This is a genomic window from Bradyrhizobium sp. MI1.7, assembly GCF_055811795.1.
Window position 1 is genome coordinate 58,073 of the sequence record NZ_JBVVPO010000043.1, and the last position, 21,394, is coordinate 79,466.

At 64.7% G+C, this 21,394-nt stretch carries 20 protein-coding genes; 7 read left to right on the top strand and 13 right to left on the bottom strand.

Annotated elements, in window-relative coordinates; translation table 11 throughout:
• Positions 1-131: 131 nt before the first annotated feature.
• From AC0L3X_RS31105 to AC0L3X_RS31135, 7 genes are all read right to left on the bottom strand, one after another.
• Entirely contained in the window at positions 132-905 is a 774-nt protein-coding gene (locus tag AC0L3X_RS31105) for a thioesterase family protein (protein WP_063985839.1), read from the bottom strand.
• A 149-nt stretch (positions 906-1,054) separates the two neighbouring features.
• Entirely contained in the window at positions 1,055-2,023 is a 969-nt protein-coding gene (locus AC0L3X_RS31110; RefSeq protein WP_014491545.1) for an NAD(P)H-dependent flavin oxidoreductase, read from the bottom strand.
• Positions 2,024-2,178: 155 nt separating this feature from the next.
• Positions 2,179-3,579 (bottom strand): aspartate ammonia-lyase, encoded by a 1,401-nt coding sequence (locus tag AC0L3X_RS31115; protein WP_014491544.1) that lies wholly within the window; start codon positions 3,577-3,579, stop codon positions 2,179-2,181.
• Between the two features lie 27 nt (positions 3,580-3,606).
• Positions 3,607-4,146 (bottom strand): hypothetical protein, encoded by a 540-nt coding sequence (locus AC0L3X_RS31120; protein WP_063985840.1) that lies wholly within the window; start codon positions 4,144-4,146, stop codon positions 3,607-3,609.
• Between the two features lie 122 nt (positions 4,147-4,268).
• A complete protein-coding gene (locus tag AC0L3X_RS31125) occupies positions 4,269-4,871 on the bottom strand; it encodes a YqaA family protein (protein WP_081369120.1) in 603 nt (200 codons plus the stop codon).
• A gap of 134 nt (positions 4,872-5,005) precedes the next feature.
• Positions 5,006-5,410 (bottom strand): phosphoribosyl-ATP diphosphatase, encoded by a 405-nt coding sequence (gene hisE, locus AC0L3X_RS31130; protein ID WP_028147364.1) that lies wholly within the window; start codon positions 5,408-5,410, stop codon positions 5,006-5,008.
• 148 nt (positions 5,411-5,558) lie between these two features.
• Positions 5,559-5,936: a hypothetical protein gene (locus tag AC0L3X_RS31135; protein WP_063985842.1), complete on the bottom strand. Its 378-nt coding sequence runs from the start codon at positions 5,934-5,936 to the stop codon at positions 5,559-5,561.
• Between the two features lie 227 nt (positions 5,937-6,163).
• Here AC0L3X_RS31135 and AC0L3X_RS31140 point away from each other — a divergent pair, with 227 nt between their 5' ends.
• The 6 genes from AC0L3X_RS31140 (at position 6,164) to AC0L3X_RS31165 (ending at position 13,791) form a co-directional block, all read left to right on the top strand.
• Positions 6,164-7,213 carry an ABC transporter substrate-binding protein gene (locus AC0L3X_RS31140; RefSeq protein WP_354132140.1) on the top strand — a complete coding sequence of 350 codons (1,050 nt, stop codon included), beginning with the start codon at positions 6,164-6,166 and terminating at the stop codon, positions 7,211-7,213.
• A 91-nt stretch (positions 7,214-7,304) separates the two neighbouring features.
• Positions 7,305-9,101 carry a glucan ABC transporter ATP-binding protein/ permease gene (locus tag AC0L3X_RS31145; protein WP_063985844.1) on the top strand — a complete coding sequence of 599 codons (1,797 nt, stop codon included), beginning with the start codon at positions 7,305-7,307 and terminating at the stop codon, positions 9,099-9,101.
• Positions 9,102-9,277: 176 nt separating this feature from the next.
• On the top strand, positions 9,278-10,747 hold the full coding sequence (locus AC0L3X_RS31150) for a D-alanyl-D-alanine carboxypeptidase family protein (RefSeq protein ID WP_063985845.1): 1,470 nt from the start codon (positions 9,278-9,280) through the stop codon (positions 10,745-10,747).
• A 191-nt stretch (positions 10,748-10,938) separates the two neighbouring features.
• Entirely contained in the window at positions 10,939-12,624 is a 1,686-nt protein-coding gene (locus AC0L3X_RS31155; RefSeq protein ID WP_063985846.1) for a long-chain fatty acid--CoA ligase, read from the top strand.
• A gap of 30 nt (positions 12,625-12,654) precedes the next feature.
• Entirely contained in the window at positions 12,655-13,209 is a 555-nt protein-coding gene (locus tag AC0L3X_RS31160; protein WP_063985847.1) for a DUF924 family protein, read from the top strand.
• Positions 13,210-13,305: 96 nt separating this feature from the next.
• Positions 13,306-13,791 carry a peroxiredoxin gene (locus AC0L3X_RS31165; RefSeq protein ID WP_007597501.1) on the top strand — a complete coding sequence of 162 codons (486 nt, stop codon included), beginning with the start codon at positions 13,306-13,308 and terminating at the stop codon, positions 13,789-13,791.
• Between the two features lie 180 nt (positions 13,792-13,971).
• Here the strand turns inward: AC0L3X_RS31165 and rnhA are convergent, their stop codons facing one another.
• From rnhA to ispH, 3 genes are read right to left on the bottom strand one after another with little or no spacing between them, the layout of a single operon-like run.
• Positions 13,972-14,436 (bottom strand): ribonuclease HI, encoded by a 465-nt coding sequence (gene rnhA, locus AC0L3X_RS31170; protein ID WP_063985848.1) that lies wholly within the window; start codon positions 14,434-14,436, stop codon positions 13,972-13,974.
• Positions 14,433-15,416 carry a homoserine kinase gene (locus tag AC0L3X_RS31175; RefSeq protein ID WP_063985849.1) on the bottom strand — a complete coding sequence of 328 codons (984 nt, stop codon included), beginning with the start codon at positions 15,414-15,416 and terminating at the stop codon, positions 14,433-14,435. Before AC0L3X_RS31175 ends, rnhA begins: the two co-directional genes overlap by 4 nt.
• 6 nt (positions 15,417-15,422) lie before the next feature.
• Positions 15,423-16,391 (bottom strand): 4-hydroxy-3-methylbut-2-enyl diphosphate reductase, encoded by a 969-nt coding sequence (gene ispH, locus AC0L3X_RS31180; RefSeq protein ID WP_063985850.1) that lies wholly within the window; start codon positions 16,389-16,391, stop codon positions 15,423-15,425.
• Between the two features lie 265 nt (positions 16,392-16,656).
• On the opposite strand from ispH, the gene AC0L3X_RS31185 reads away from it, so the two are divergent.
• The gene (locus AC0L3X_RS31185; protein WP_063985851.1) at positions 16,657-17,352 is read left to right on the top strand and encodes a DUF1013 domain-containing protein; all 696 of its coding nucleotides are present in this window, start codon (positions 16,657-16,659) and stop codon (positions 17,350-17,352) included.
• Between the two features lie 310 nt (positions 17,353-17,662).
• Here AC0L3X_RS31185 and AC0L3X_RS31190 read toward each other — a convergent pair whose 3' ends face one another.
• From AC0L3X_RS31190 to AC0L3X_RS31200, 3 genes are all read right to left on the bottom strand, one after another.
• The gene (locus tag AC0L3X_RS31190; RefSeq protein ID WP_063985852.1) at positions 17,663-18,409 is read right to left on the bottom strand and encodes an OmpW/AlkL family protein; all 747 of its coding nucleotides are present in this window, start codon (positions 18,407-18,409) and stop codon (positions 17,663-17,665) included.
• A 181-nt stretch (positions 18,410-18,590) separates the two neighbouring features.
• Positions 18,591-18,860, bottom strand: a complete 270-nt coding sequence (locus tag AC0L3X_RS31195) for a hypothetical protein (protein WP_063985853.1) — start codon at positions 18,858-18,860, stop codon at positions 18,591-18,593.
• A 260-nt stretch (positions 18,861-19,120) separates the two neighbouring features.
• A complete protein-coding gene (locus tag AC0L3X_RS31200) occupies positions 19,121-21,031 on the bottom strand; it encodes a propionyl-CoA synthetase (RefSeq protein ID WP_473317091.1) in 1,911 nt (636 codons plus the stop codon).
• Positions 21,032-21,394 lie beyond the last annotated feature (363 nt).

Sequence of the window (21,394 nt, forward strand, 5' to 3'; positions counted from 1 at the left end):
CTGGCAGGACGCTGGCGTCGAACAGAGACCTCCGGACAAGAAGAGGTTCGCGACCAGGGCATCCCTTCCGCGGCGGCGGAAGTCTGCCGTTCCATCGGCGCAAGGAGCGATCACGGCGCTTGCCGACACGCTTACCGCTTTTCGATCACCAGACTCTGCACCGCCCGGCCGAAATAGCCGTGACGATCCGCGAGCCGCGACATCGCGAGGCCGGCGCCGTCGGGACCGATCCAGGATTCGCCGTCGAGCAAGATCCACTCGCCGACCGGCTGGCGCGATAGGTTCACGGTGAGGTCGGCATTGATGTAGGTCCAGGCACGGAAGTCGAGCGTCGAGGCGGTGCCGTTGGAAAAGTCGGCGGCGACCACGGCGCGCATCGCCTGCGAGACCGCTTGGCCTTCGACCAGCGGGTGGTCGAGGCGAAACCAGATCGCGCCGGCCCCGGCCTGGCCGAAGCGGCCGCGCGCGGCGCGCATCGAGACCATGCCTGCGAACGGACTGGTCGCGCCATGGCCGTCCTCGACCAGCGAGTCCTCGGGCGACGGCAGCGTGACCGGCAACTCCTTGACGTCGTCCGGCAACGGCTGTGATTGCCGCTTGATCTTGAGCACGGTGGCACCGACGACCTGAACACCGTCGGCGAACAACTTGATCTCGCAGAGCTGGATCTTGCGCCCCTCGCGCAAAACCTCGCTCTCGATCGTGAGCGGCGCCACCGGCACCGGGCGCATCAAGTCGATGGTGACGCGCGCAACATTCATCGGCACCGGCGTCGGAATGCGTTCCGCCGCCCACGTCACCAGCGCAGACGGCGCCGAGCCGTGCTGCATGCGCCGGTCCCACGGACCGGCAGCATTGGGGCTGGTGACGACGTTGTTGCCGTCGACGCGGTAAATGGCGGTCATGTTTGCACGATATCTCGGCTGGCGTTCCCCGGACGCAGTGCAGCGCGTAAGCGGCGCGCTGCAGAGCCGGGGTCCATCTGCTGCAGCGATGGGTCCCGGCTCCGCGCAGCAGCGTTGCACGCTGCAGCGCGTCCGGGACACGAGAGCGGTTAGAGCGGCGGGTCGATCGCCTCGTCATATTCCTTCTTGAAGCGCGCAATCAGATCGGCGGCGGGGATGATGCCGTCGACGCTGCCGATGCCTTGGCCCGAACCCCAGATCTCCTTCCAGGCTTTCGGCTTGGCACGCTCGCCGGAGGCATCCGTGCCGAAGTTCATCTTGGACGGATCGGACGTCGGCAGGTTTTCCGGATCCATGCCGGCCGCGAGGATCGACGGTTTCAGATAGTTGCCGTGCACGCCGGTGAAGAGGTTGGAGTAGACGATGTCGTCGGCCGTCGAACCCGCGATCATCTCCTTGTATTTCTCGACCGCGTTGGCTTCCTTGGTCGCAATGAAGGCCGAGCCGATATAGGCGAAGTCTGCGCCGAGGATGCGCGCGGCGCGGATCGCCTTGCCGTTGCCGATGGCACCCGACAGTGCGATCGGGCCGTCGAACCATTTTCGCGTTTCTGCAACGAAGGCCAGCGGCGAGATGGTGCCGGCGTGGCCGCCGGCGCCGGCCGCAACCAGGATCAGGCCATCGGCGCCCTTCTCGATCGCCTTGTGGGCGAACTTCTGGTTGATCACGTCGTGGAAGACGATGCCGCCCCAGCCGTGCACCGCTTGATTGAGCTCCTCGCGCGCGCCGAGCGACGAGATGATCATCGGCACCTTGTACTTGGCGCAGAGCTGCATGTCGTGATCGAGCCGGTTGTTCGACTTGTGCACGATCTGGTTCACCGCAAACGGCGCCGACGGCTTGTCGGGATGGGCACGGTCATAGGCCGCGAGCTCTTCGGTGATCCGCGCCAGCCATTCGTCGAGCAGCTCCGGCGGCCGCGCGTTCAGCGACGGAAACGAGCCGACCACGCCGGCCTTGCACTGCGCGATTACGAGATCGGGCACCGAGATGATGAAGAGCGGCGAACCGATCACGGGGATCGACAGGCGCCCCTTGAACAAGGCAGGCATGGACATAGGCGAAACGATCCTTTGGTGGCGAGCAAATCGAAAGCTGGAGGCCATACCAACAAGGCAATCTTTCCACTGTCAAGTATTGCGTTTTGACGCCGTGGCGGATGCCGTTACCGCAATTCCAACATGCGGAATTCGCTACGCAAATGCGGGCGGCATCACCCAATCAGATCCGGATTGATCAGCCGCTCGAACGAGAACATCTCGTCCCATTTCTCCTGCGTCAGCAGCTTGCGCTCGACCACCACGATCTGGTGCAGCGACTTGCCGCTCTTGTAGCCCTCGCGCGCGATCTCCGCGCATTGCTTGTAGCCGAGCAGCGGTTTCAGCACCGTAACGATACCCAACGAGTTCAGCACCATGTTGCGGGTGTGCTCTTCGTTGGCGGTGATGCCGACAACGCAATTCTCGCGCAGGCTGTTGACCGCGCGCTCCATGGTGCGGATCGAGAAGAACAGCGCGAACGAGATCACCGGCTCCATCACGTTGAGCTGAAGCTGGCCGGCGGAAGCGGCGAGCGTCACCGTGGTATCGAGGCCGATGACGAGGAAGCTGGTCTGGTTGACCACCTCGGGGATGACAGGGTTGACCTTGCCCGGCATGATCGAGGAGCCCGGCTGGAGCTGCGGCAGGTTGATCTCGTTGAAGCCGGCGCGCGGGCCCGAGGCCAGCAGGCGGATGTCGTTGCAGATTTTCGTCAGCTTGCTCGCCGTGCGCTTGAGCACGCCGGAGAGCTGCACATAGGCGCCGGTGTCCGAGGTCGCCTCGACGAGATCGCCGGCAAGGATGAAGTCGACGCCGGTCAGCGCACTCAAATGCCGGACCGCAAGTTTTGGATAGCCGACAGCCGCGGTGACGGAGGTGCCGATCGCGGTGGCGCCGAGATTGATCTCGCGCAGCAGCGCGCGCGCCTCGGAGATGCGGTCGACCTCCTCGCCGATCGTGGTGCCCCAACCGCGGAATTCGGCGCCGAGCGACATCGGCACGGCGTCCTGAAGATGCGTGCGCCCCATCTTCAGCACGCGCTCGAACTCGCGGCCCTTGGTGAAGAAGGCCTCCTGGAGCTGGCGCAGCGCCGTCATGTAGCTCTCGAGCCGCAGGATCAGTGCCAGCCGGAACGCGGTCGGATAGGTGTCGTTGGTCGACTGGCCGTAATTGACATGGTCGTTCGGGCTGACGTGCTGGTAGTCGCCCTTGCTGAAGCCGAGCGATTCCAGCGCGAGATTGGCGATCACCTCGTTGGCGTTCATGTTGGTGGAGGTGCCGGCGCCGCCCTGGATGAAATCGGTAACGAATTGATCCATCATGTCGCCGGCGATGACGCGGTCGCAGCCCTGGATGATCGCGTCCGCAACTTTCGCGTCGACCGCACCGAGGTCGCGGTTGGCCATCGCGGCAGCCTTCTTGACGTAACCGAGCGCCTTCACGAAGTAAGGCTCCTGGTTCATCGGAATGCCGGTGATGTGGAAGTTCTCCTTCCCGCGGATGGTCTGGACGCCGTAGTAGATGTCGTCGGCGATCTCGCGCTGTCCGAGGAAGTCCTGCTCCGTGCGGCTCATGGGCGCTCCTTTGCTGGCGCTACGTCCTCAGTTCTGGCACAGCGCGCTGGTGACGAAGGTATCGGTGCGGCAGTCATCCGGTTTGCGTTGCCGGCCCGGGATCAGAACCTTGGCCGAGCATTTTTCCGCGGAATCGGCGTTCAGGCTCTTGCCTTCCTTGTAGCCCTTGCTCTGGCAGAGCTGGTCGGCGGCCTGCTTGCAGTCGGGCGCGCCATTCGACGAGGCGGGGCAGGCCATGCGCCCCGACACCATGGCCGACGGCGTCGCCAGCCGCGACAGGTCGTTCATGGTCTCGCTCGGGCTTTTGATCGGCGGCAGGATCGAGGGCAGCTTGTCGAACAGCTTGCCCATTTCGTTGATCAGCCCGGGATTTTCCTCGCGCGCCGGCGGCGACGAAGGAGCTGATGTCGAGGGCGGCGGCGCGGTCTGCGGTCCCTGCTCCTGCAAGCCGAGCGCCGGCGGCGCGGATTGCGGCCAGCCGGTGCCGCCGGCACCGAGCAGGAGCGAAAGCACTGCAAATATCAGCGTCCCCGGTCGGAGGACCGGATTGCCGGATCGAACCATCATGACGGCAACCGTAGCCGAACCCGGCGAGGCGGCAAAGCGCGGGGTTATTGAGCGAACATGATCTTTGCGGAGAACGGCTTCACACGTTGCGCTGAGGCGGCCCTTCGGGTCCGGATCATTCCCTAGATCAGCTTGACCGCAACGACGAAGCCGAGCACCAGCACGGCGGCGCCGAGCGCCACCCAGAGACCGAGATGCTTCTCGATCCTGACGCGGATCCAGTCGCCATAGCGGTTGAGCAGGATCGCGACGATGAAGAAACGGCCGCCGCGCGCGACGATCGAGCACAGGATGAACAGGCCGATATTGTAACCGGCAAAGCCCGAGGTGATGGTGACGAGCTTGTAGGGGATCGGCGTCAGGCCCTTGAGCAGGATGATCACCGCGCCCCACTCCGCATAGGAGGCGCGGAAGGCATCGACCTTATCGCCGAGGCCATAGACCTGGATCAGCCAATGGCCGACCGAGTCAAACAGGAGCGCACCGATGGCGTAGCCCAGAAGACCGCCCACCACCGAGGTCGCGGTGCAGACCGCGGCATAGAGCCAGGCGCGCTGCGGGCGCGCCAGCGACATCGGGATCAGCATCACATCCGGCGGGACCGGAAAGAAGGAGCTTTCTGCGAAAGCCACGGCTCCCATGATCCAGAGCGCGTAGGGCTTGTGGGCGGCGTCGATGCACCAGTCGTAGATACGTTTCAGCATGGCGCCGCGATGAAGCACCATGGGACGGATTTGTCCATCGCGAGTTTTGTGACGATTTGGCGTGATCTGGAACAGTGTGTCGCGGTTTTCCGAAAGATCGCGCCCAAACAACAACCTAAAGCGCGATGACGCTTGGCGCCGGTTTCACCGCGCCTTTAGTGGCGCTTGCGCGAGACGCGCCCTTCCAGCGCGACAATTGGCCGCCTGGCGGCAACGCGCGGTGACGCGACTTTGGGCAGCTTCATCGGCGACTTCGGCAGCTTCTCGGCAATGCCGAGCATGTCTTCCCGCCGCGCCATCTCGCGCCAAACATCCTCCGGGCGCACGCCGGCCGAGGCCCAGAGCACCGTGAGATTGTAGAGCAGGTCGGCGCTTTCCCGGATCACGGCCTCGCTATCGCCATTGACCGCGTCGATGACGACCTCAATGGCTTCTTCGGCCAGTTTCTTCGCCATTTTGGATGGCCCACGCTGAAACAGCCGGGCGGTACGCGATGTTGCCGGATCAAGATCCTTGGCCGCGAGCACAGCCAGATATAGCCGCTCAAGCGAATCACTCATGGTACTCAAAACTACCCTAAACCAATGGCGAGCGCGTTAACGCGCAGGGTTAAAAGCGAAAAACAGGCCGCCGCGGCAAGCGCGACGGCCCGTTGTGGTCAAGACTTGGTAGCCAGGGACTTGGTAGCCAAGGACTTGGTAGCCAAGGCTAGTAGCAGTTCTGCATGTAGCCCTGGCCACAGAGCTCCGACGGAGCCGTGCCGCCATAGCGCTGATATTGGTAGTTCGGGCCCGGGCCGTAGTAGGGACCGTAGGCGGGGCCACTGTAATAGGCAGGGCCGCCGTAATAGCCATAACCCGGACCCGGACCGTAATCATAAGCGTAGGCGTCACGGGTCGCAGCGATCGCAAGGCCGGTGCCGACGATGCCGGCGATGGCCGCAGCAGCCGCTACGCCGCCACCACCGCCATGCCAGTGGCGGCCGCCTGCGTATGAGGCGGTCGGGGCGACCGCGGTCAGCGCCAGCACCGCGGCGGTGGCAAAGACGGCCTTGCGGCCGGCAAATCTCGAAAATCGGTCAAACATGTCCTGGACCCTCCTTGGGACCTCGAATGGTGCCTGACGACAGGCTCATGTCCTTCAAACACCCGCAGCCCATGTTGGGTTCCCGAACCCCAACAGAAGCTGAACGGGGTTGCGTCATGATCACGCAACCCCCGCTCATCCGCCGTTCATGTTGGCGCGCGCAGGCTCGTCACTGGCCGGCGCTGCGAGCGTCACGAAACCACAACAATGCGGGACCGGCGCGCCTGATGTTTGCATTCAAGACGATCGCCCTTCGCGGCCTGCTGGCCATTGCAATCTCGCTTGCCGCGCTGGCTGCGCGCGACGTCAGCGCGGCCGAGACTGCTGCGCCGTCCACTGCGATCCACTTCACATTCAATCGTCCCGTCGATGCGAGCATGGCGCCGTTCTTCCTCGCCGCGAAGGACGGCAATTTCGGCACCGAGCGTCTCAACGTGTCCTTCAAGAGCTCAGCCGGATCGCCGGAGGCGCTCGCGCGCGTCGCCAAGGGCGACAGCGAGCTCGCGCTCGTCGACATCAACGAGCTGATCCGCTTTCGCGACAAGGACGATGCCGCGCCGATCAAAGCCGTGTTCGTGTTGTTCAATCGCGCGCCTTACGCGATCGTCGCGCGCAGGAGCCGCGGCATTCACTTGCTACCCGACCTCGACGGCAAGACCGTCGGCGTCGCCGACGGCGATCTGTCGATGCGGCTGTGGCCGGCGCTGGCGCAGCAGAACGGCATCAACGCGTCGCAAGTGAAATTCCACAAGATCAGCGCCGCGGTCCGCGAGCCGCTCCTCTCCGCGGGCCAGGTCGATGCCGTCGCCGGCTTCAGCTATCTCTCGGCGGTGAACCTGCGCGACCGCGGCGTGCCCGGTGGCGATCTCGTGGTACTCCGCTATGCCGACTATGGCTGCGAGGCCTACGGCTTCGCCGTGGTGGCCAACCCCGCTTTCGCCGCCGCGAAGCCCGACGCCGTGAAGGGATTCGTCCGCGCATTGATCGCCGGCGTCAACGCGACCATCAAAGAGCCGGCCCGTGCGGCGGACGAAGCCACGAGCCGGATCGACGACGGCGACCGCGACCTCGAGCGGGAACGCCTTCGCAGCGTGCTCATCGACAACATCCTGACCGACGAGGTCAAGCGCAACGGCCTCGGCGGCATCGACCCGGCGCGCCTGGACCGCTCGATCGACCAGATCGCGCAGGATTTCAAATTCCGCAAACGGCCGGCGGCCGGCGATATCTTCGACGACCGGTTCCTGCCGCCGGTCGCGGGACGGCTGATCAACTGAGCAAAACCAGCAGCTTCCGCTGTATCTCGCGGGCGATCCCTGATTAGAATATGGGCTCACCTCGTTCGATCCGCCTGAGTTCCTCGCCCGCATGTCCATTTTCAGCCTCTACACCCGCGTTCTCGAGCTGCTCGGCAAGGAGGCGCGGCTGGGCTGGCTGCTGGCGTTCGCCAATCTGCTGCTCGCCGCCTCGCAGTTCGCGGAACCCGTGCTGTTCGGCCGGATCGTCGACGTGCTCTCCGGCAAGGCGGTCGCCGGATCAAACTCGGCTTGGCCGTTCCTGCTGGCCTGGGTGGCGTTCGGGCTGTTCACCATCGGCTGCAGCGCGATCGTGGCGCTGCAGGCCGACCGGCTCTCGCACCGCCAGCGCCAGGCGGTGCTGACCGACTATTTCGAGCACATTTTGCAACTGCCGCTGACCTTCCACTCAGGCACCCATTCGGGCCGGCTGATGAAGGTGATGCTCAACGGCACCGATGCGCTGTGGCGATTGTGGCTCGGCTTCTTTCGCGAGCACTTTGCCGCGATCCTGTCGGTCGTGGTGCTGCTGCCGCTGTCGCTCTACCTGAACTGGCGGCTCGCGATCCTGCTGTTCGTGCTCTGCATCGTCTTCACCGTGCTGACCACCTTCGTCGTGCGCAAGACCTTCGGCATGCAGATGGCGGTCGAGGAGCAATATAGCGAGCTCTCCGCGCGCGCCTCCGACGCGCTCGGCAACGTCGCGCTGGTGCAGAGCTTCGTGCGCGTCGAATCCGAGGTGAAGGGACTGCGCTCCGTCGCCGACGAGCTGCTGGCCGCGCAGATGCCGGTGCTGTCGTGGTGGGCGCTCGTCACCGTCATCACGCGCGCCTCCACGACGATCACGGTGCTCGCGATCTTCGCGCTCGGCATCGCGCTACACGACCAGGGGCTCACCTCCGTCGGCGAGATCGTGATGTTCGTGAGCTTCGCGACGCTGCTGATCCAGAAGCTCGAGCAGGTCGTGAGCTTCATCAACAACGTGTTCATGGAAGCCCCGCGGCTGCGCGAGTTCTTCAACGTGCTCGACGCCGTGCCCACGGTGCACGACCGGCCCGACGCGATCGATGCCGGGCGGCTCTCCGGCCTCGTCGAATTCAACGACGTCACCTTCTCCTATGATGGCAAGCGGCCGGCGGTCGAGGACCTCTCCTTCACCGCGCTGCCGGGCCAGACCATCGCGCTGGTCGGCGCGACCGGCGCCGGCAAGTCGACTGCGATCGCGCTTCTGCATCGCGCCTTCGATCCGCAGTCGGGCTTCATCAGGATCGACGGCATGGACGTCCGCGGCGTGACGCTGACCTCGCTGCGCCGGAACATCGGCGTGGTGTTCCAGGAGGCGCTGCTGTTCAACCGCTCGATCGCGGAGAATTTGCACGTCGGCAAGCCGGATGCGACCGAAGCCGAGATGCGCAAGGCAGCGGAGCGCGCGCAGGCGCTCGAATTCATCGAGCGCAGCGGCGGCTTCGAGACCAATGCCGGCGAGCGCGGCCGCATGCTCTCCGGCGGCGAGCGCCAGCGGCTGTCGATCGCCCGCGCGCTGCTGAAGGATCCGCCGATCCTGATCCTGGACGAGGCGACCTCCGCGCTCGACGCCGTCACCGAGGCCAAGGTGAACGCCGCTCTCGACGAAGTGATGAAGGGACGCACCACGTTCGTGATCGCCCACCGTCTCTCCACCATCCGCAATGCCACGCGGATCCTGGTGTTCGAGAACGGCCGCGTGATCGAAAGCGGAACTTTCGATGAACTCGTGGCCAAAGGCGGCCATTTTGCCGAACTCGCCAGGGCCCAATTCATGGTTCAGGAAAATGCACGGGCCAGCGTGACGGCCGCTGAGGCTGCGGCGACTGCGGTCAAGTCCCCATAGCATCGTCGAAATTCGGCCTATTTCATCACGGAATACCCGGCCGAAACCCCTATTCTCGACGCACGAGCCGGTATAGGTTTGCGACGCCGCAAGCGGCGGCGCCGGATTTCAGAACCGAACATCAGATCACGAGAGCCGACCGGAACCGGCGGGTCTCCAAGGACCGGAATCGGATAGTGCACGCCCTTCGCCCGCTGCTTCGCAAGTCCCTGTTCAACCTGTTCGCTGCGGCCCTCGCATCCGCGGTGCTGCTTGCGCCGCGCACGGCCAGCGCCGAAGCACTGCTGCTGATCGAAGCCGACAGCGGCAAGGTGCTGCAGGCCGAGAACGCGACCATCCCGTGGTATCCGGCCTCCGTCACCAAAATCATGACGGCCTACGTGACGCTGAAGGCGGTGAAGGACGGCAGGCTCACGCTCGACACGCTGATCACGGTGTCGCCGACGGCGGCTTCGCAATCGCCGTCGAAGATGGGGTTCCGTCCGGGAACGCAGCTCACCGTCGACAACGCGCTGAAGATGATGATGGTGAAGTCAGCGAACGACATGGCCGTGGTGCTTGCCGAAGGCGTCGGCGGCTCAATCGACGGCTTCTCGGCGATGATGAACGACACCGCGCAGAAGCTCGGCATGACGCAGACGAGCTACGTCAATCCGAACGGCCTGCCCGCCGACGGCCAGATCACGTCCGCGCGCGACCTCGGCATTCTCGCGCGCTCGTTCCTGCGCGACCTGCCGGAATACGAATATTTCGTGCACATCCCGGCAATCCGCTTCGGCAAGCGCGTCACCGGCAATTTCAACAAGCTGATCGGCCGCTACCCCGGGGCCGACGGTTTCAAGACCGGCTTCATCTGCGCCTCCGGCTACAATCTCGTGGCGTCGGCCACGCGCAACGGCCGACGGCTGATCGCCGTCGTGCTCGGCGCCAACTCCGGCACTGCGCGTGCGGTGAAGGCCGCGCAGCTGCTCGAACGCGGCTTCAGCCAGGACAATCTCACCTGGCTCCGCCCCTCGCTCGGCACCGTCGACAAGCTCGTGCCGGTCGACGCTTCGCCGCCGAACCTGCGCGAGGACATGTGCGGCGGTCATCGCAAGCGGCCGGCCAGCGATGATGACGACGCACTGATCGCCGCCAATGGCGGCACGTCCGGATCGGCCTCCGCCACCGGCGGCGAAGCCCAGGTCACCTTCTTCACCGCGGGCCTTCAGCCGCCCCTGATGAAGGCCTCCGAGCTGATGGCCTCCGCCCCCGCTGCGGCCGAGCCCGTGCTGGTCTATACCGGCCCGACCCGCACCGGCAGCGCCCTGATCGCGGCGGTCGCGGCCGATGCCGACCAGCAGGCCACGCCAAAGCCGCGTGGCAAGAAGTCGCGCGTCGCCAGGAAGCCTGATGCGGCCGACAAGCCAGCCGACAAGCCGAAGGATGCCAAGACGGCGGCGGCAAAGCCGGATGCCGCCAAGCCTGACGCCAAAAGCGATACCAAGTCCGCGGCGAAGCCGGCCGGGACCAAGCATGCCGCGGCCAAGCACGGTGCGGCGGCGAAACCCGCCGAGAAGCCTGCGGCAAGCGGCGATCAGGCGGCCAAGCCCGCCAAGCCCAAGGCGGCGACCAAGCCCGCCGCCAAGCCGGCCAACAACAGCTAACGGCACCCACCGCAAGCCGCGCCCGCGCTTCGCACCTGCGGCAGAGCGGCTTGCGACAATTCCAGTAGCCACTCCCTGACCTTTGTCCTAAGCCTCGACCGGCTTGCCACCCGTTCCGGCAGGCTCGATACTGGCCGCAATGAGGCAAGCCCGAGACACAACGGGCTCTGGTAAATTGAGGGGAGTTTTCCATGGAGCGCATCTGGCTCAAGCAATATCCGCCCGGCGTGCCTGCTGATATCGAGCCGACCCAATACGCATCGCTGGTCGACCTTCTGGAGGAGAGCTTCGCCAAGTTCGCCGACCGCAAGGCATTCATTTGCATGGACAAGGCGATCAGCTATCGCGACCTCGACCAGATGTCGTTGGCGCTCGCCTCCTATTTACAGGGCCGTGGCCTGCAACGTGGCGCCCGCGTCGCGATCATGATGCCGAACGTGCTGCAATATCCGGTCGCGACCGCTGCCGTGCTGCGCGCCGGTTTCGCGGTGGTCAACGTCAACCCGCTCTACACGCCGCGCGAGCTCGAGCATCAGCTCAAGGATTCCGGCGCCGAAGCCATCATCGTGCTGGAGAATTTTGCCCACACGGTCGAGCAGGTGATCGCGAAGACGCAAGTCAAGCATGTCATCGTCGGCAGCATGGGCGACCTGCTCGGCTTCAAGGGCGTGATCGTCAACCTCGTCGTCCGCCGCGTCAAGAAGATGGTGCCGGCCTGGTCGCTGCCGGGCGCGGTGTCCTTCAACGACGCGATATCGGCCGGCCGCGGCCTGACGTTCAACAAGCCGAAGCTGTCGCCGGGCGACGTCGCCTTCCTGCAATATACCGGCGGCACCACCGGCGTCTCCAAGGGTGCCACCCTGCTCCACCGCAACATCGTCGCCAACGTGCTGCAGAACGACGCCTGGCTCCAGCCGGCGCTCGCTGCACCTCCGCATGTCGATCAGCTCATGATCGTCTGCGCGCTGCCGCTCTATCACATCTTCGCGCTGACGGCCTGCTACCTGCTCGCGGTGCGTGCCGGCGGCTGCAATCTGCTGATCCCCAATCCGCGCGACATCGCGGGCTTCGTCAAGGAGCTGGCGAAGTACCAGGTCAACAGCTTCCCGGCCGTGAACACGCTCTACAACGGCTTGATGCACCATCCCGACTTCAAGAAGCTCGACTTCTCCAAGCTGAAGATCTCGAACGGCGGCGGCATGGCGGTGCAGCGCCCCGTCGCCGAGCAGTGGAAGGCGGTGACCGGCTGCTTCATCGCCGAAGGCTACGGCCTGTCGGAGACCTCGCCGACGCTGACCTGCAATCCCGCGACCACGACCGAGTTCTCGGGATCGATCGGCATCCCCGTGCCTTCGACCTGGATCTCGATCCGCGACGACGACGGCAACGAAGTCCCGCTCGGCCAGCCCGGCGAGATCTGCGCCAAGGGCCCGCAGGTGATGTCGGGCTACTGGAACAGGCCGGAAGAGACCGACAAGGTGATGACCGCCGACGGCTATTTCCGCACCGGCGACATCGGCGTGATGGACGAGAAGGGCTACACCAAGATCGTCGACCGCAAGAAGGACATGATCCTGGTCTCGGGCTTCAACGTCTATCCGAACGAGATCGAGGAAGTGATCGCGAGCAATCCGGGCGTGCTCGAATGCGCCGTGATCGGCATCCCCGATTCCAAGTCGGGCGAGGCGGTGAAGGCGTTCGTGGTGAAGAAGGATCCCAACCTCACCGCGGAAGCCGTGATCAAGTTCTGCCAGGGCCAGCTCACCGGCTACAAGGTGCCCAAGCACATCGAATTCCGCACCGACCTGCCGAAGACCAATGTCGGCAAGATCCTGCGCCGGCAGCTCCGCGACGAGAAGAAGGCGGAGGCGGCGTAGGCCGCGCCTTGGTTCATGACTCTTGGGTTCATGACTGACGTCGGCGACATCACGCCATCAGGCATTCTCGCCTTCTGGCGCGAGGCCGGCCGCGAGCGCTGGTACAAGCGCAGCGACGCTTTCGACGCGGAGGTCGGGCGTCGCTTTCTTCCGCTATGGAAGCGGGCGACCGCCGGCGAGCTGGCCTCCTGGGAAGAAAGCGACGACGGCGCGCTCGCGCTCGTCATCGCGCTCGACCAGTTTCCCCGCAACATGTTTCGCGGCACGCCGGAAGCCTTTGCCAGCGACGCGCTGGCGCGCGACGTCGCCCGCCGCGCAATCGATCGGGGCGTCGACGGCAGGATCGACCCCATCCTGCTCGAATTCCTCTATTTGCCCTTCATGCATTCCGAGCACCTGCCCGACCAGTTGCATTGCGTCGCGCTGTTTCAGAACACCGACAATGCCGAGAACCTGAAATACGCGCGGGAGCACGCCGACATCATCCAGCGGTTCGGCCGTTTTCCCCACCGCAACCGCCTCCTCGACCGCGCCACCACCGAGGAAGAACAGGCCTTCCTCGACGGCGGCGGCTTTGCCGGCTGATGACAGAACGGTGAAGGACCGCGACCCTCGCCGCCAATGTTGTGCAGCGCCGCCGCACGGTCTAAAAAGCGGGATCGATTTTCAGGGAGACTGACGATGGCGATCCAGACTGGCGACAAGCTGCCCGAGGCGAAATTCCGCGTGATGACGGCCGAAGGTCCGCAGGTGAAGACCACCGACGACATCTTCAAGGGCAAGAAAGTGGCGCTGTTCGCGGTGCCCGGCGCCTACACCGGCACCTGCCACAAGATGCATCTGCCGAGCATCTTCCTCAACGCCTATGCCATGAAGGACAAGGGCGTCGACACCATCGCCATCGTCTCCGTCAACGACGCTTTCGTCATGAACGCCTGGAAGCGCGATACCGACCAGCGCGACGAGGCCATCTTCCTCGCCGACGGCAACGCCGACTTCGCCAAGGCGATCGGCATGGAGCTGGACGCCTCCGGCAACGGCCTCGGCATCCGCTCCAAGCGCTATTCGATGCTGGTCGAGGACGGCGTGGTGAAGAAGCTGAACCTCGAAGCGATGCCCGGCAAAGTCGAGGTTTCCGGCGGCGATACGCTGCTGGGGCAGCTGTAAGGCGGCCAACGCTCTCAACCACAAATGACACTGTCATGCCCCGCGAAGGCGGGGCATCCAGTACGCCGAGGCTTCTCGGCTCAATCACAACCGTCTCGGAGTACTGGATCGCCCGGTCAAGCCGGGCGATGACAGCTGAGAATGAGGCGGCAATGACGGTAGAGTGGCCGCGGCCGCGCTCTACTCCGCCACCCGCTGCTGCAACCGCGCCTTCACAATCCCGTCCCGCGCCAGCTGGTCCGCGCGCTCGTTCTCGGGATGCCCGGCGTGACCCTTGACCCAGTGCCAGCGGACCTCGTGCTGCTTCAGCGCCGCATCGAGGCGCTGCCATAGCTCGACATTCTTCACCGGCTTCTTGTCGGCAGTGCGCCAGCCGTTGCGCTTCCAGCCGTGGATCCAGCCGGTGATGCCCTGCCGCACATACTGGCTGTCGGTATAGAGATCGACGCTGCACGGCTTCTTCAGCGCTTCGAGCGCGGAGATCGCGGCCATCAATTCCATCTGGTTGTTGGTGGTGTGGCGCTCGCCACCGTTCAGCTCTTTTTCCTTGTCGCCGAACTTCAGGATCGCGCCCCAGCCGCCCGGCCCGGGATTTCCCGAGCAGGCGCCGTCGGTATAGATCGTGACAATGGGAAGCTCGCTCACGCGACCAGTCCTGACGGCATCAGCCCGTAGTCGCGCACGCTGGAAACGCTCTGGTGGAAGCGCAGCTTGCGAAAATATTCCAGCGGATCCTTGGGCTTGACCAGCGCTCCTGGAGGCACGTTGAGCCAGTCGACCAGCCGCGTCAGCAGGAAGCGGATCGCGGCGCCGCGCGCGAGCAGCGGCAGCGCGGCTTCTTCCGCCTCGGAGAGTTTTCGCACCCGGCCATAGGCATTGAGGAAGGCGCGCGCCTTGGTGACGTTGAACGAATGGTCCGGCTCGAAACACCAGGCATTCAGGCAGATCGCGACGTCATAGGCCAGCATGTCGTTGCAGGCGAAGGTGAAGTCGATGATGCCGGAGAGCTTGTCGCCGAGGAAGAAGACGTTGTCGTTGAAGAGATCGGCGTGGATCACGCCCCCCGGCAGATTGCTCGGCCAGACCCCGCTCGAGAGATAGTCGAGCTCGGCCGCGAGAAACGCATGCAGGCCCGGCTGGACCTCATCGGCGCGGCTTGCCGCCGCGTCGAACAGCGGCCGCCAGCCGGAGACCGACAGCGCATTGCCACGCTTGATCGCAAAATTGGCGCCGGCCAGATGCATCCTGGCCAGCCCCTCGCCGACGCCGGCGCAATGGGCCACATTCGGCTTGCGCGGCCAGACGCCTTCGAGAAAGGTGATGATCGCGGCCGGCCGGCCCGACAGCTCGCGCAGCGCCTCGCCGTCCCCGGCCTTCACCGGCAGCGGGCAGGTGACGCCGTGCTCGGCGAGATGCGTCATCAGCGCGAGGAAGAACGGCAGGTCGTTCTTCGCCACGCGCTTCTCATAGAGCGTGAGGATGAACGAGCCTTTGCTCGTGTGCAGCAGGAAGTTGGTGTTTTCGACGCCCTCGGCGATGCCCTTGTAGGAGAGCAATTCGCCGAGATCGTATGGCTTCAGGAAATCCGCAAGCTCGTCGGCGGCAACGTCGGTGTAGACCGCCATAAAAGTCTACTCGGCGGCGGCTTCGGGACGCACCTGGCGCGGCAACGGGAAGAACTCGTTCTCTTCCGCGGCCGAGACCGTCTCCACATGCAGCGTGTAGCGCTCGGCGAAGGCATCCATGATCTCCTCGACGATCACTTCCGGCGCGGACGCGCCCGCGGTGATGCCGAGGCTCTTGATGTTGCCGAACCTGGTCCAGTCGATGTCGGTGGCGCGCTGCGCCAGCACCGCGATCCCGCAGCCTTCGCGCTCAGCGACCTCACGCAGGCGCTGCGAATTCGACGAGTTCGGCGCACCGACCACGATCAGGGCGTCGACGACCGGCGCCACCTTCTTCACCGCGAGCTGGCGGTTGGTGGTGGCGTAGCAGATGTCTTCCTTGTGCGGGCCGTTGATGTTCGGGAAACGCTCCTTGAGCAGCGCCACGATCTCCGCGGTGTCATCGATCGACAGCGTGGTCTGCGTCACGAAGGCGATGTTGTCGGGGTTCTTCGGGACGATGGTCTTGGCGTCCTCGGCGGTCTCGATCAGGGTTACGGCGCCGACCGGAAGCTGGCCGAGCGTGCCGACCACTTCGGGGTGGTGGGAGTGGCCGATCAGGAAGATCTCGCGGCCGCGCTTGAAGTGGATCGCGGCCTCGCGGTGCACCTTGGTCACCAGCGGGCAGGTCGCATCCAGCGAGAACAGATTGCGGGAGGTGGCGTCGGCCGGCACCGATTTCGGCACGCCATGGGCCGAGAACACAACCGGCGCAGTGGTGTTTTCCGGGATTTCGGCGAGCTCTTCGACGAAGATCGCGCCCTTCTTCTTCAACCCGTCGACGACGTATTTGTTGTGCACAATCTCGTGGCGAACATAGACGGGGGCGCCGTATTTATCGAGCGCCCGTTCCACGGTGTCGATTGCCCGGACCACCCCGGCGCAGAAGCCGCGGGGAGAACAAAGCACGATCTTGAGGTCTGGTTTGGCTGACATTGAGCGATCTCGGGACCGAATCACCCGTTTCGCCTTCTGGCGGGGGCGGTCAATGGATGGAATAGGGCTTAAAGGGGTCTGCTAGGACTTTACAGGCGCTTCCAAGGGAATTGGGCCCCCTTTCGGGCTCTGTCAAGGCACTATCTATAGCAGAACCATTGCGTGGCTAGCCCCTCAGGGCTTATATAGCGCGAATTCCCTGTCATCGCTGATGACCACCGGTTTCGCCTCCAGAGGGGTGGGCGAAGCACAAAGGAGATTTGCCATGAGCAACGCACCTCTGATGCCCAAGGCGACCGCCGTCTGGCTGCTCGACAACACCGCGCTGACCTTCGACCAGGTCGCCGATTTCACCAAGATGCATCCCCTCGAGGTGCGTGCGATCGCCGACGGCGACGCTGCCCAGGGCATCAAGGGCATGGATCCCCTCTCCAACGGCCAGCTGACCCGCGAGGAGATCGAGAAGGGCGAGAAGAACCCGGACTACCGGCTCCGCCTTCAGGAGAGCAAGGTCGTGCTGCCGCCGCAGCCCAAGCGCAAGGGCCCGCGCTACACCCCGGTCTCCCGCCGCCACGAGCGCCCGAGCGCCATCCTCTGGCTGCTGCGCAGCCATCCGGAGCTCAAGGACGCCCAGATCATGCGTCTGGTCGGCACCACCAAGAGCACCATCGCCAGCGTTCGCGACCGTACCCACTGGAACACCTCCCAGCTGACCCCGATCGACCCGGTGACGCTTGGCCTTTGCTCGCAGATCGAGCTCGATTTCGAAGTGGCGCGCGCGGCGAAGGAAAAGCCGATCGACACAGCCTATGGCGGCGCCACCCTGCTGCCGGCTTCCGAAACCACCAAGAAGGACGAGTACGAGCCGGCGGAGCGATCGAACGACGATCTCAACGTCGACGCCGTGTTCGCCAAGCTGAAGACGCTCGGCGGCAAGAAGCAGGACGAGGAGGAGGAGTAAGGCTCCCCTCCCGGTTTACGATCGAACGCAATTTGAACGCGGCAGGGAAACCTGCCGCGTTTTTGTTTTGCGGAGACCCTCGCGATCGGCACAGATGCAGCCACACGCAAGCTGCAGTCCCCTCCCCCCTTGCGGGGGAGGGTTAGGGAGAGGGGTGCCCCACGGGGACTCTCTCCATCAACTCAAAGCGTCTCGCGCGACTCTCACGCACCGTTTGCTGGGCTACCCCTCTCCCCTGCCCTCCCCCGCAAGGGGGGAGGGAGCGCAGGGTTCGCCTAGGCGACAGCTCGAAAACGACAGCAACGACGTATCAAAACTTGTACGTCACACCGCCACCGACCAGCCACGGATCGATATGCGCGGTGCCTGTGACCGGCAGGCCACTGACGGTCGCTGAGTAATCCGGCCGCAGCCAGAGCTTCTTGACGTCGACGTTGAGACCCCAGTGCCGGTCGAGCATGTAGTCAAAGCCGAACTGCACGGCACCGCCCCAGGCGTTGCTGACGTGCACGCTGGTGGTGGTGGCAACGATCGCGGGCGGACCGACGATGGCGGCTGGCGTATTGGCAGCCGAATTGTTGAAGAACACGGTGTAGTTCACGCCGGCGCCGATATACGGCTTGAACGCGCCGAAATTGTCGAAGTGATATTGCAAGGTCAGCGTCGGCGGCAGCAGCGTGGTCTTGCCGATCGGCAGGTTCGCGAGCGAGCCGTTGCCGCTGATCGAGTGCCTGGTCACGCCGAGGATCAGCTCGGCCGCGATGTTCTTGGTGAAGAAATAGCTGATGTCGAGCTCGGGCACGACCTGGTCGCTGATCGAGAGCCCGGAATTCGGCGACGACAGCGACGGCACGCCTGCGACATTGACGGTTGAGCTACCGGCATCCGGCAACACGCCAAGCACGCGCAGACGCACCATCCACGGATTGAACGCTTCTACCGACGGCGGTGCCTTCTTGTAGACAGGCAGATCGGCCGCCTGCACCGAGCCAAAAGTCCCCACGAGCATCGCGCCAACCGTCGCAAGCCGCGCCAGGTTTTTTGTCGTTCCGTTCATTGCATTCCCCTTCAGCCATCTCTCGCGCGTCGTTGCGCGACGTCAGCGTCAGAGCAGAAAGGGGATGGTGATGGATTTGACGCCGATCAAATCAGGACTGACGCGACACGATTTGGTTGTGGCGTTGCCGATGTGTCACGAGATACGCGAATGAATGCGCAGGATAATTCCGTAGCCGATGTCACGGCCGGTCGGGATGGTTCAGCATGTACTCGCCGAGATCGCGCTGACGGCGGTCGGACCGGGCGGTGGCAGCGTTGCGCTGGACGTCGCGGTCCTTGCGGCAGGCCACGTATTCGGGCGAGCCCTGCGCATAGCCGCGACTCTGACAGACCGCGTCGTCATCGTCACCGCCCACCGCCACCGGCGTCTGGTAGCGCGCGGAGCAGGCGGAGACAGCGATGGCGAGCAGCACGGCGACAAGCAGGCGCGGCGCGGTGGCGAGTGGCATACGAGGTCCCCTGTTGGCCGGCCCTGTTTAGCCCGGAATGAGGAGATTGTAAGTCCCTGGGCGTCGTTCCCCACGCGCTGTCATTCCCCGCGACCCGGCTACGCCAAGGCTTCGCCGGGGTTGAGGTCCAGGGGCGCCGAAGCTTTAGCGTAGGCGGCAGGCGGGGAATCCAGTACTCCGCGGCGGTCATTGGGTCACACAACTCCGGCCGCGGCGTACTGGATCACCCGCTTTCGCGGGTGATGACAGCGGAGATCGCCTCACACCCTGCCCTTCAGCGCCTCGCCGATCTCGTCCAGCACCTTGGGATCCTCGATCGTGGCCGGCATGGTCCAGGCTTCGCCATCGGCGATCTTCTTGATGGTGCCGCGCAGGATCTTCCCCGAGCGCGTCTTCGGCAGGCGGCCGACGGTGATGGCGAGCTTGAAGGCGGCGACGGGGCCGAGCCTGTCGCGCACCAGCGCGACGATCTCCTTTTCGATCTCCGCAGGCGCGCGCTTCACGCCGGCCTTGAGCACCAGGAAGCCGCAGGGCACCTCGCCCTTGATCGCGTCCTTGACGCCGAGCACGGCGCATTCGGCGACGTCCGGATGCGAGGCCAGAATCTCCTCCATGCCGCCCGTGGAGAGACGATGGCCGGCGACGTTGATGATGTCGTCGGTGCGGCCCATCACGAAGACATAGCCGTCCTCATCCTTGTAGCCGGCGTCCGAGGTTTTGTAGTAGCCGGGGAATTCAGTGAGGTAGGCGTCCTTGAAGCGCGCATCCTGATTCCACAGCGTCGGCAGGCAACCCGGCGGCATCGGCAGCTTGATGACGATCGAGCCCATGGTGTTGGGGCCGACGGGCTTTGCGGCTTTGTCGACGACGTCAACCTGGTAGCCCGGCATCGGCACCGTCGGCGAGCCATGCTTCACCGGCAGCATGCCGAGACCGACCGGATTGCCGGCGATGCACCAGCCCGTCTCGGTCTGCCACCAATGGTCGATCACCGGCACCTTGAGCTGCTGCTCCGCCCATTCCACCGTCGGCGGATCGGCACGCTCGCCGGCGAGGAACAGCGTGCGGAATTGCGACAGGTCGTATTGCCGGATGAACTTGCCTTCCGGATCCTCTTTGCGGATCGCGCGGAACGCCGTCGGCGCGGTGAAGAAGGCGACCGCCTTGTGCTCGCTGATGACGCGCCAGAACGCGCCGGCATCGGGCGTGCCGATTGGCTTGCCCTCGTACATGATCGACGTCGCACCATGCAGCAGCGGGCCATAGATGATGTAGCTGTGGCCGACCACCCAGCCGATGTCGGAGCCACACCACCAGACCTCGCCCGGCTTGACGCCATAGAGGTTGAACATCGACCATTTCACCGCGACGAGATGGCCGCCATTGTCACGCACGACACCCTTGGGGATCCCGGTCGTGCCTGAGGTGTAGAGGATGTAGAGCGGATCGGTGGCGGCGACAGGCACACAAGCGGCCTTCTTGCCGTCGTTCATCGCCTTGCGGCGCAGGCTCGCCCAATCGTAGTCGCGGCCCGGCGTGAGGTCGCAGATGTGCTGGGGACGTTGCAGCACGATGCAGGCCTTCGGCTTCGTGCCCGCAAGCTTGATCGCCTCGTCGAGCAGCGGCTTGTACTGCACGATCCGGCCGGGCTCGATGCCGCAGCTCGCGGAGAGGATGAGCTTCGGCTGAGCGTCGTCGATGCGGGTGGCGAGTTCCTTGGCGGCAAAGCCGCCGAACACCACCGAGTGCACCGCGCCGATGCGCGCGCAGGCGAGCATCGCGACGACGGCTTCCGGCACCATCGGCATATACAGGATGACGCGATCGCCCTTGGCGACGCCAAAATCCTGCATGATGGCGGCGAGCGCCTGCACCTCACCCAATAGCTCCGCATAGGTGAACTTGGTGACCGAGCCCGTCAGCGGCGAATCATGGATCAGCGCAACCTGGTCGGCGCGGCCGCGTTCGACATGGCGGTCGAGCGCGTTGTAGCAGGTGTTGACGACGCCCCCCATGAACCAGCGGCCGTAGACGCCCTGCGAGGCATCGAAGATCGTCTTTGGCGGCTCGATCCAGTCGATCTCCGTGGCCGCCTCGGCCCAGAAGCCCTGGGGATCAGCCAGCGAGCGCGCATGGACCTCGTGATAGAGACTCGTTCCCTTGACGTTCATTCCCGCGCTCCCGTTCCCTTTAGTCGCCTTGCCTTGACCTGACCGACAGGACGAGCGTCCCGCCATGACAGGGATCAAGTGCCGGCGTTGTTTGAGAGGTATTTTCCCGGGAACGGGCCGCGGTTCAAGCTGAAAAGGATGGGTCTTTGGGAGGGAGGGAAGAAAGGCCATCGAGGCAAGCTGGAGCCACGACAAAGGTGAGCCCCCTCCCCCCTTGCGGGGGAGAGCGGGAGAGAGGGGTGGCCACGAACTCAGTCTAGAGTTTGTGGCCACCCTCTCCCTAACCCTCCCCCGCAAGGGGGGAGGGAACGCAGTGTGCGCGTAGAGGCGCCTCAACTCTCCATCGCATTCAGCCGCTGCAAC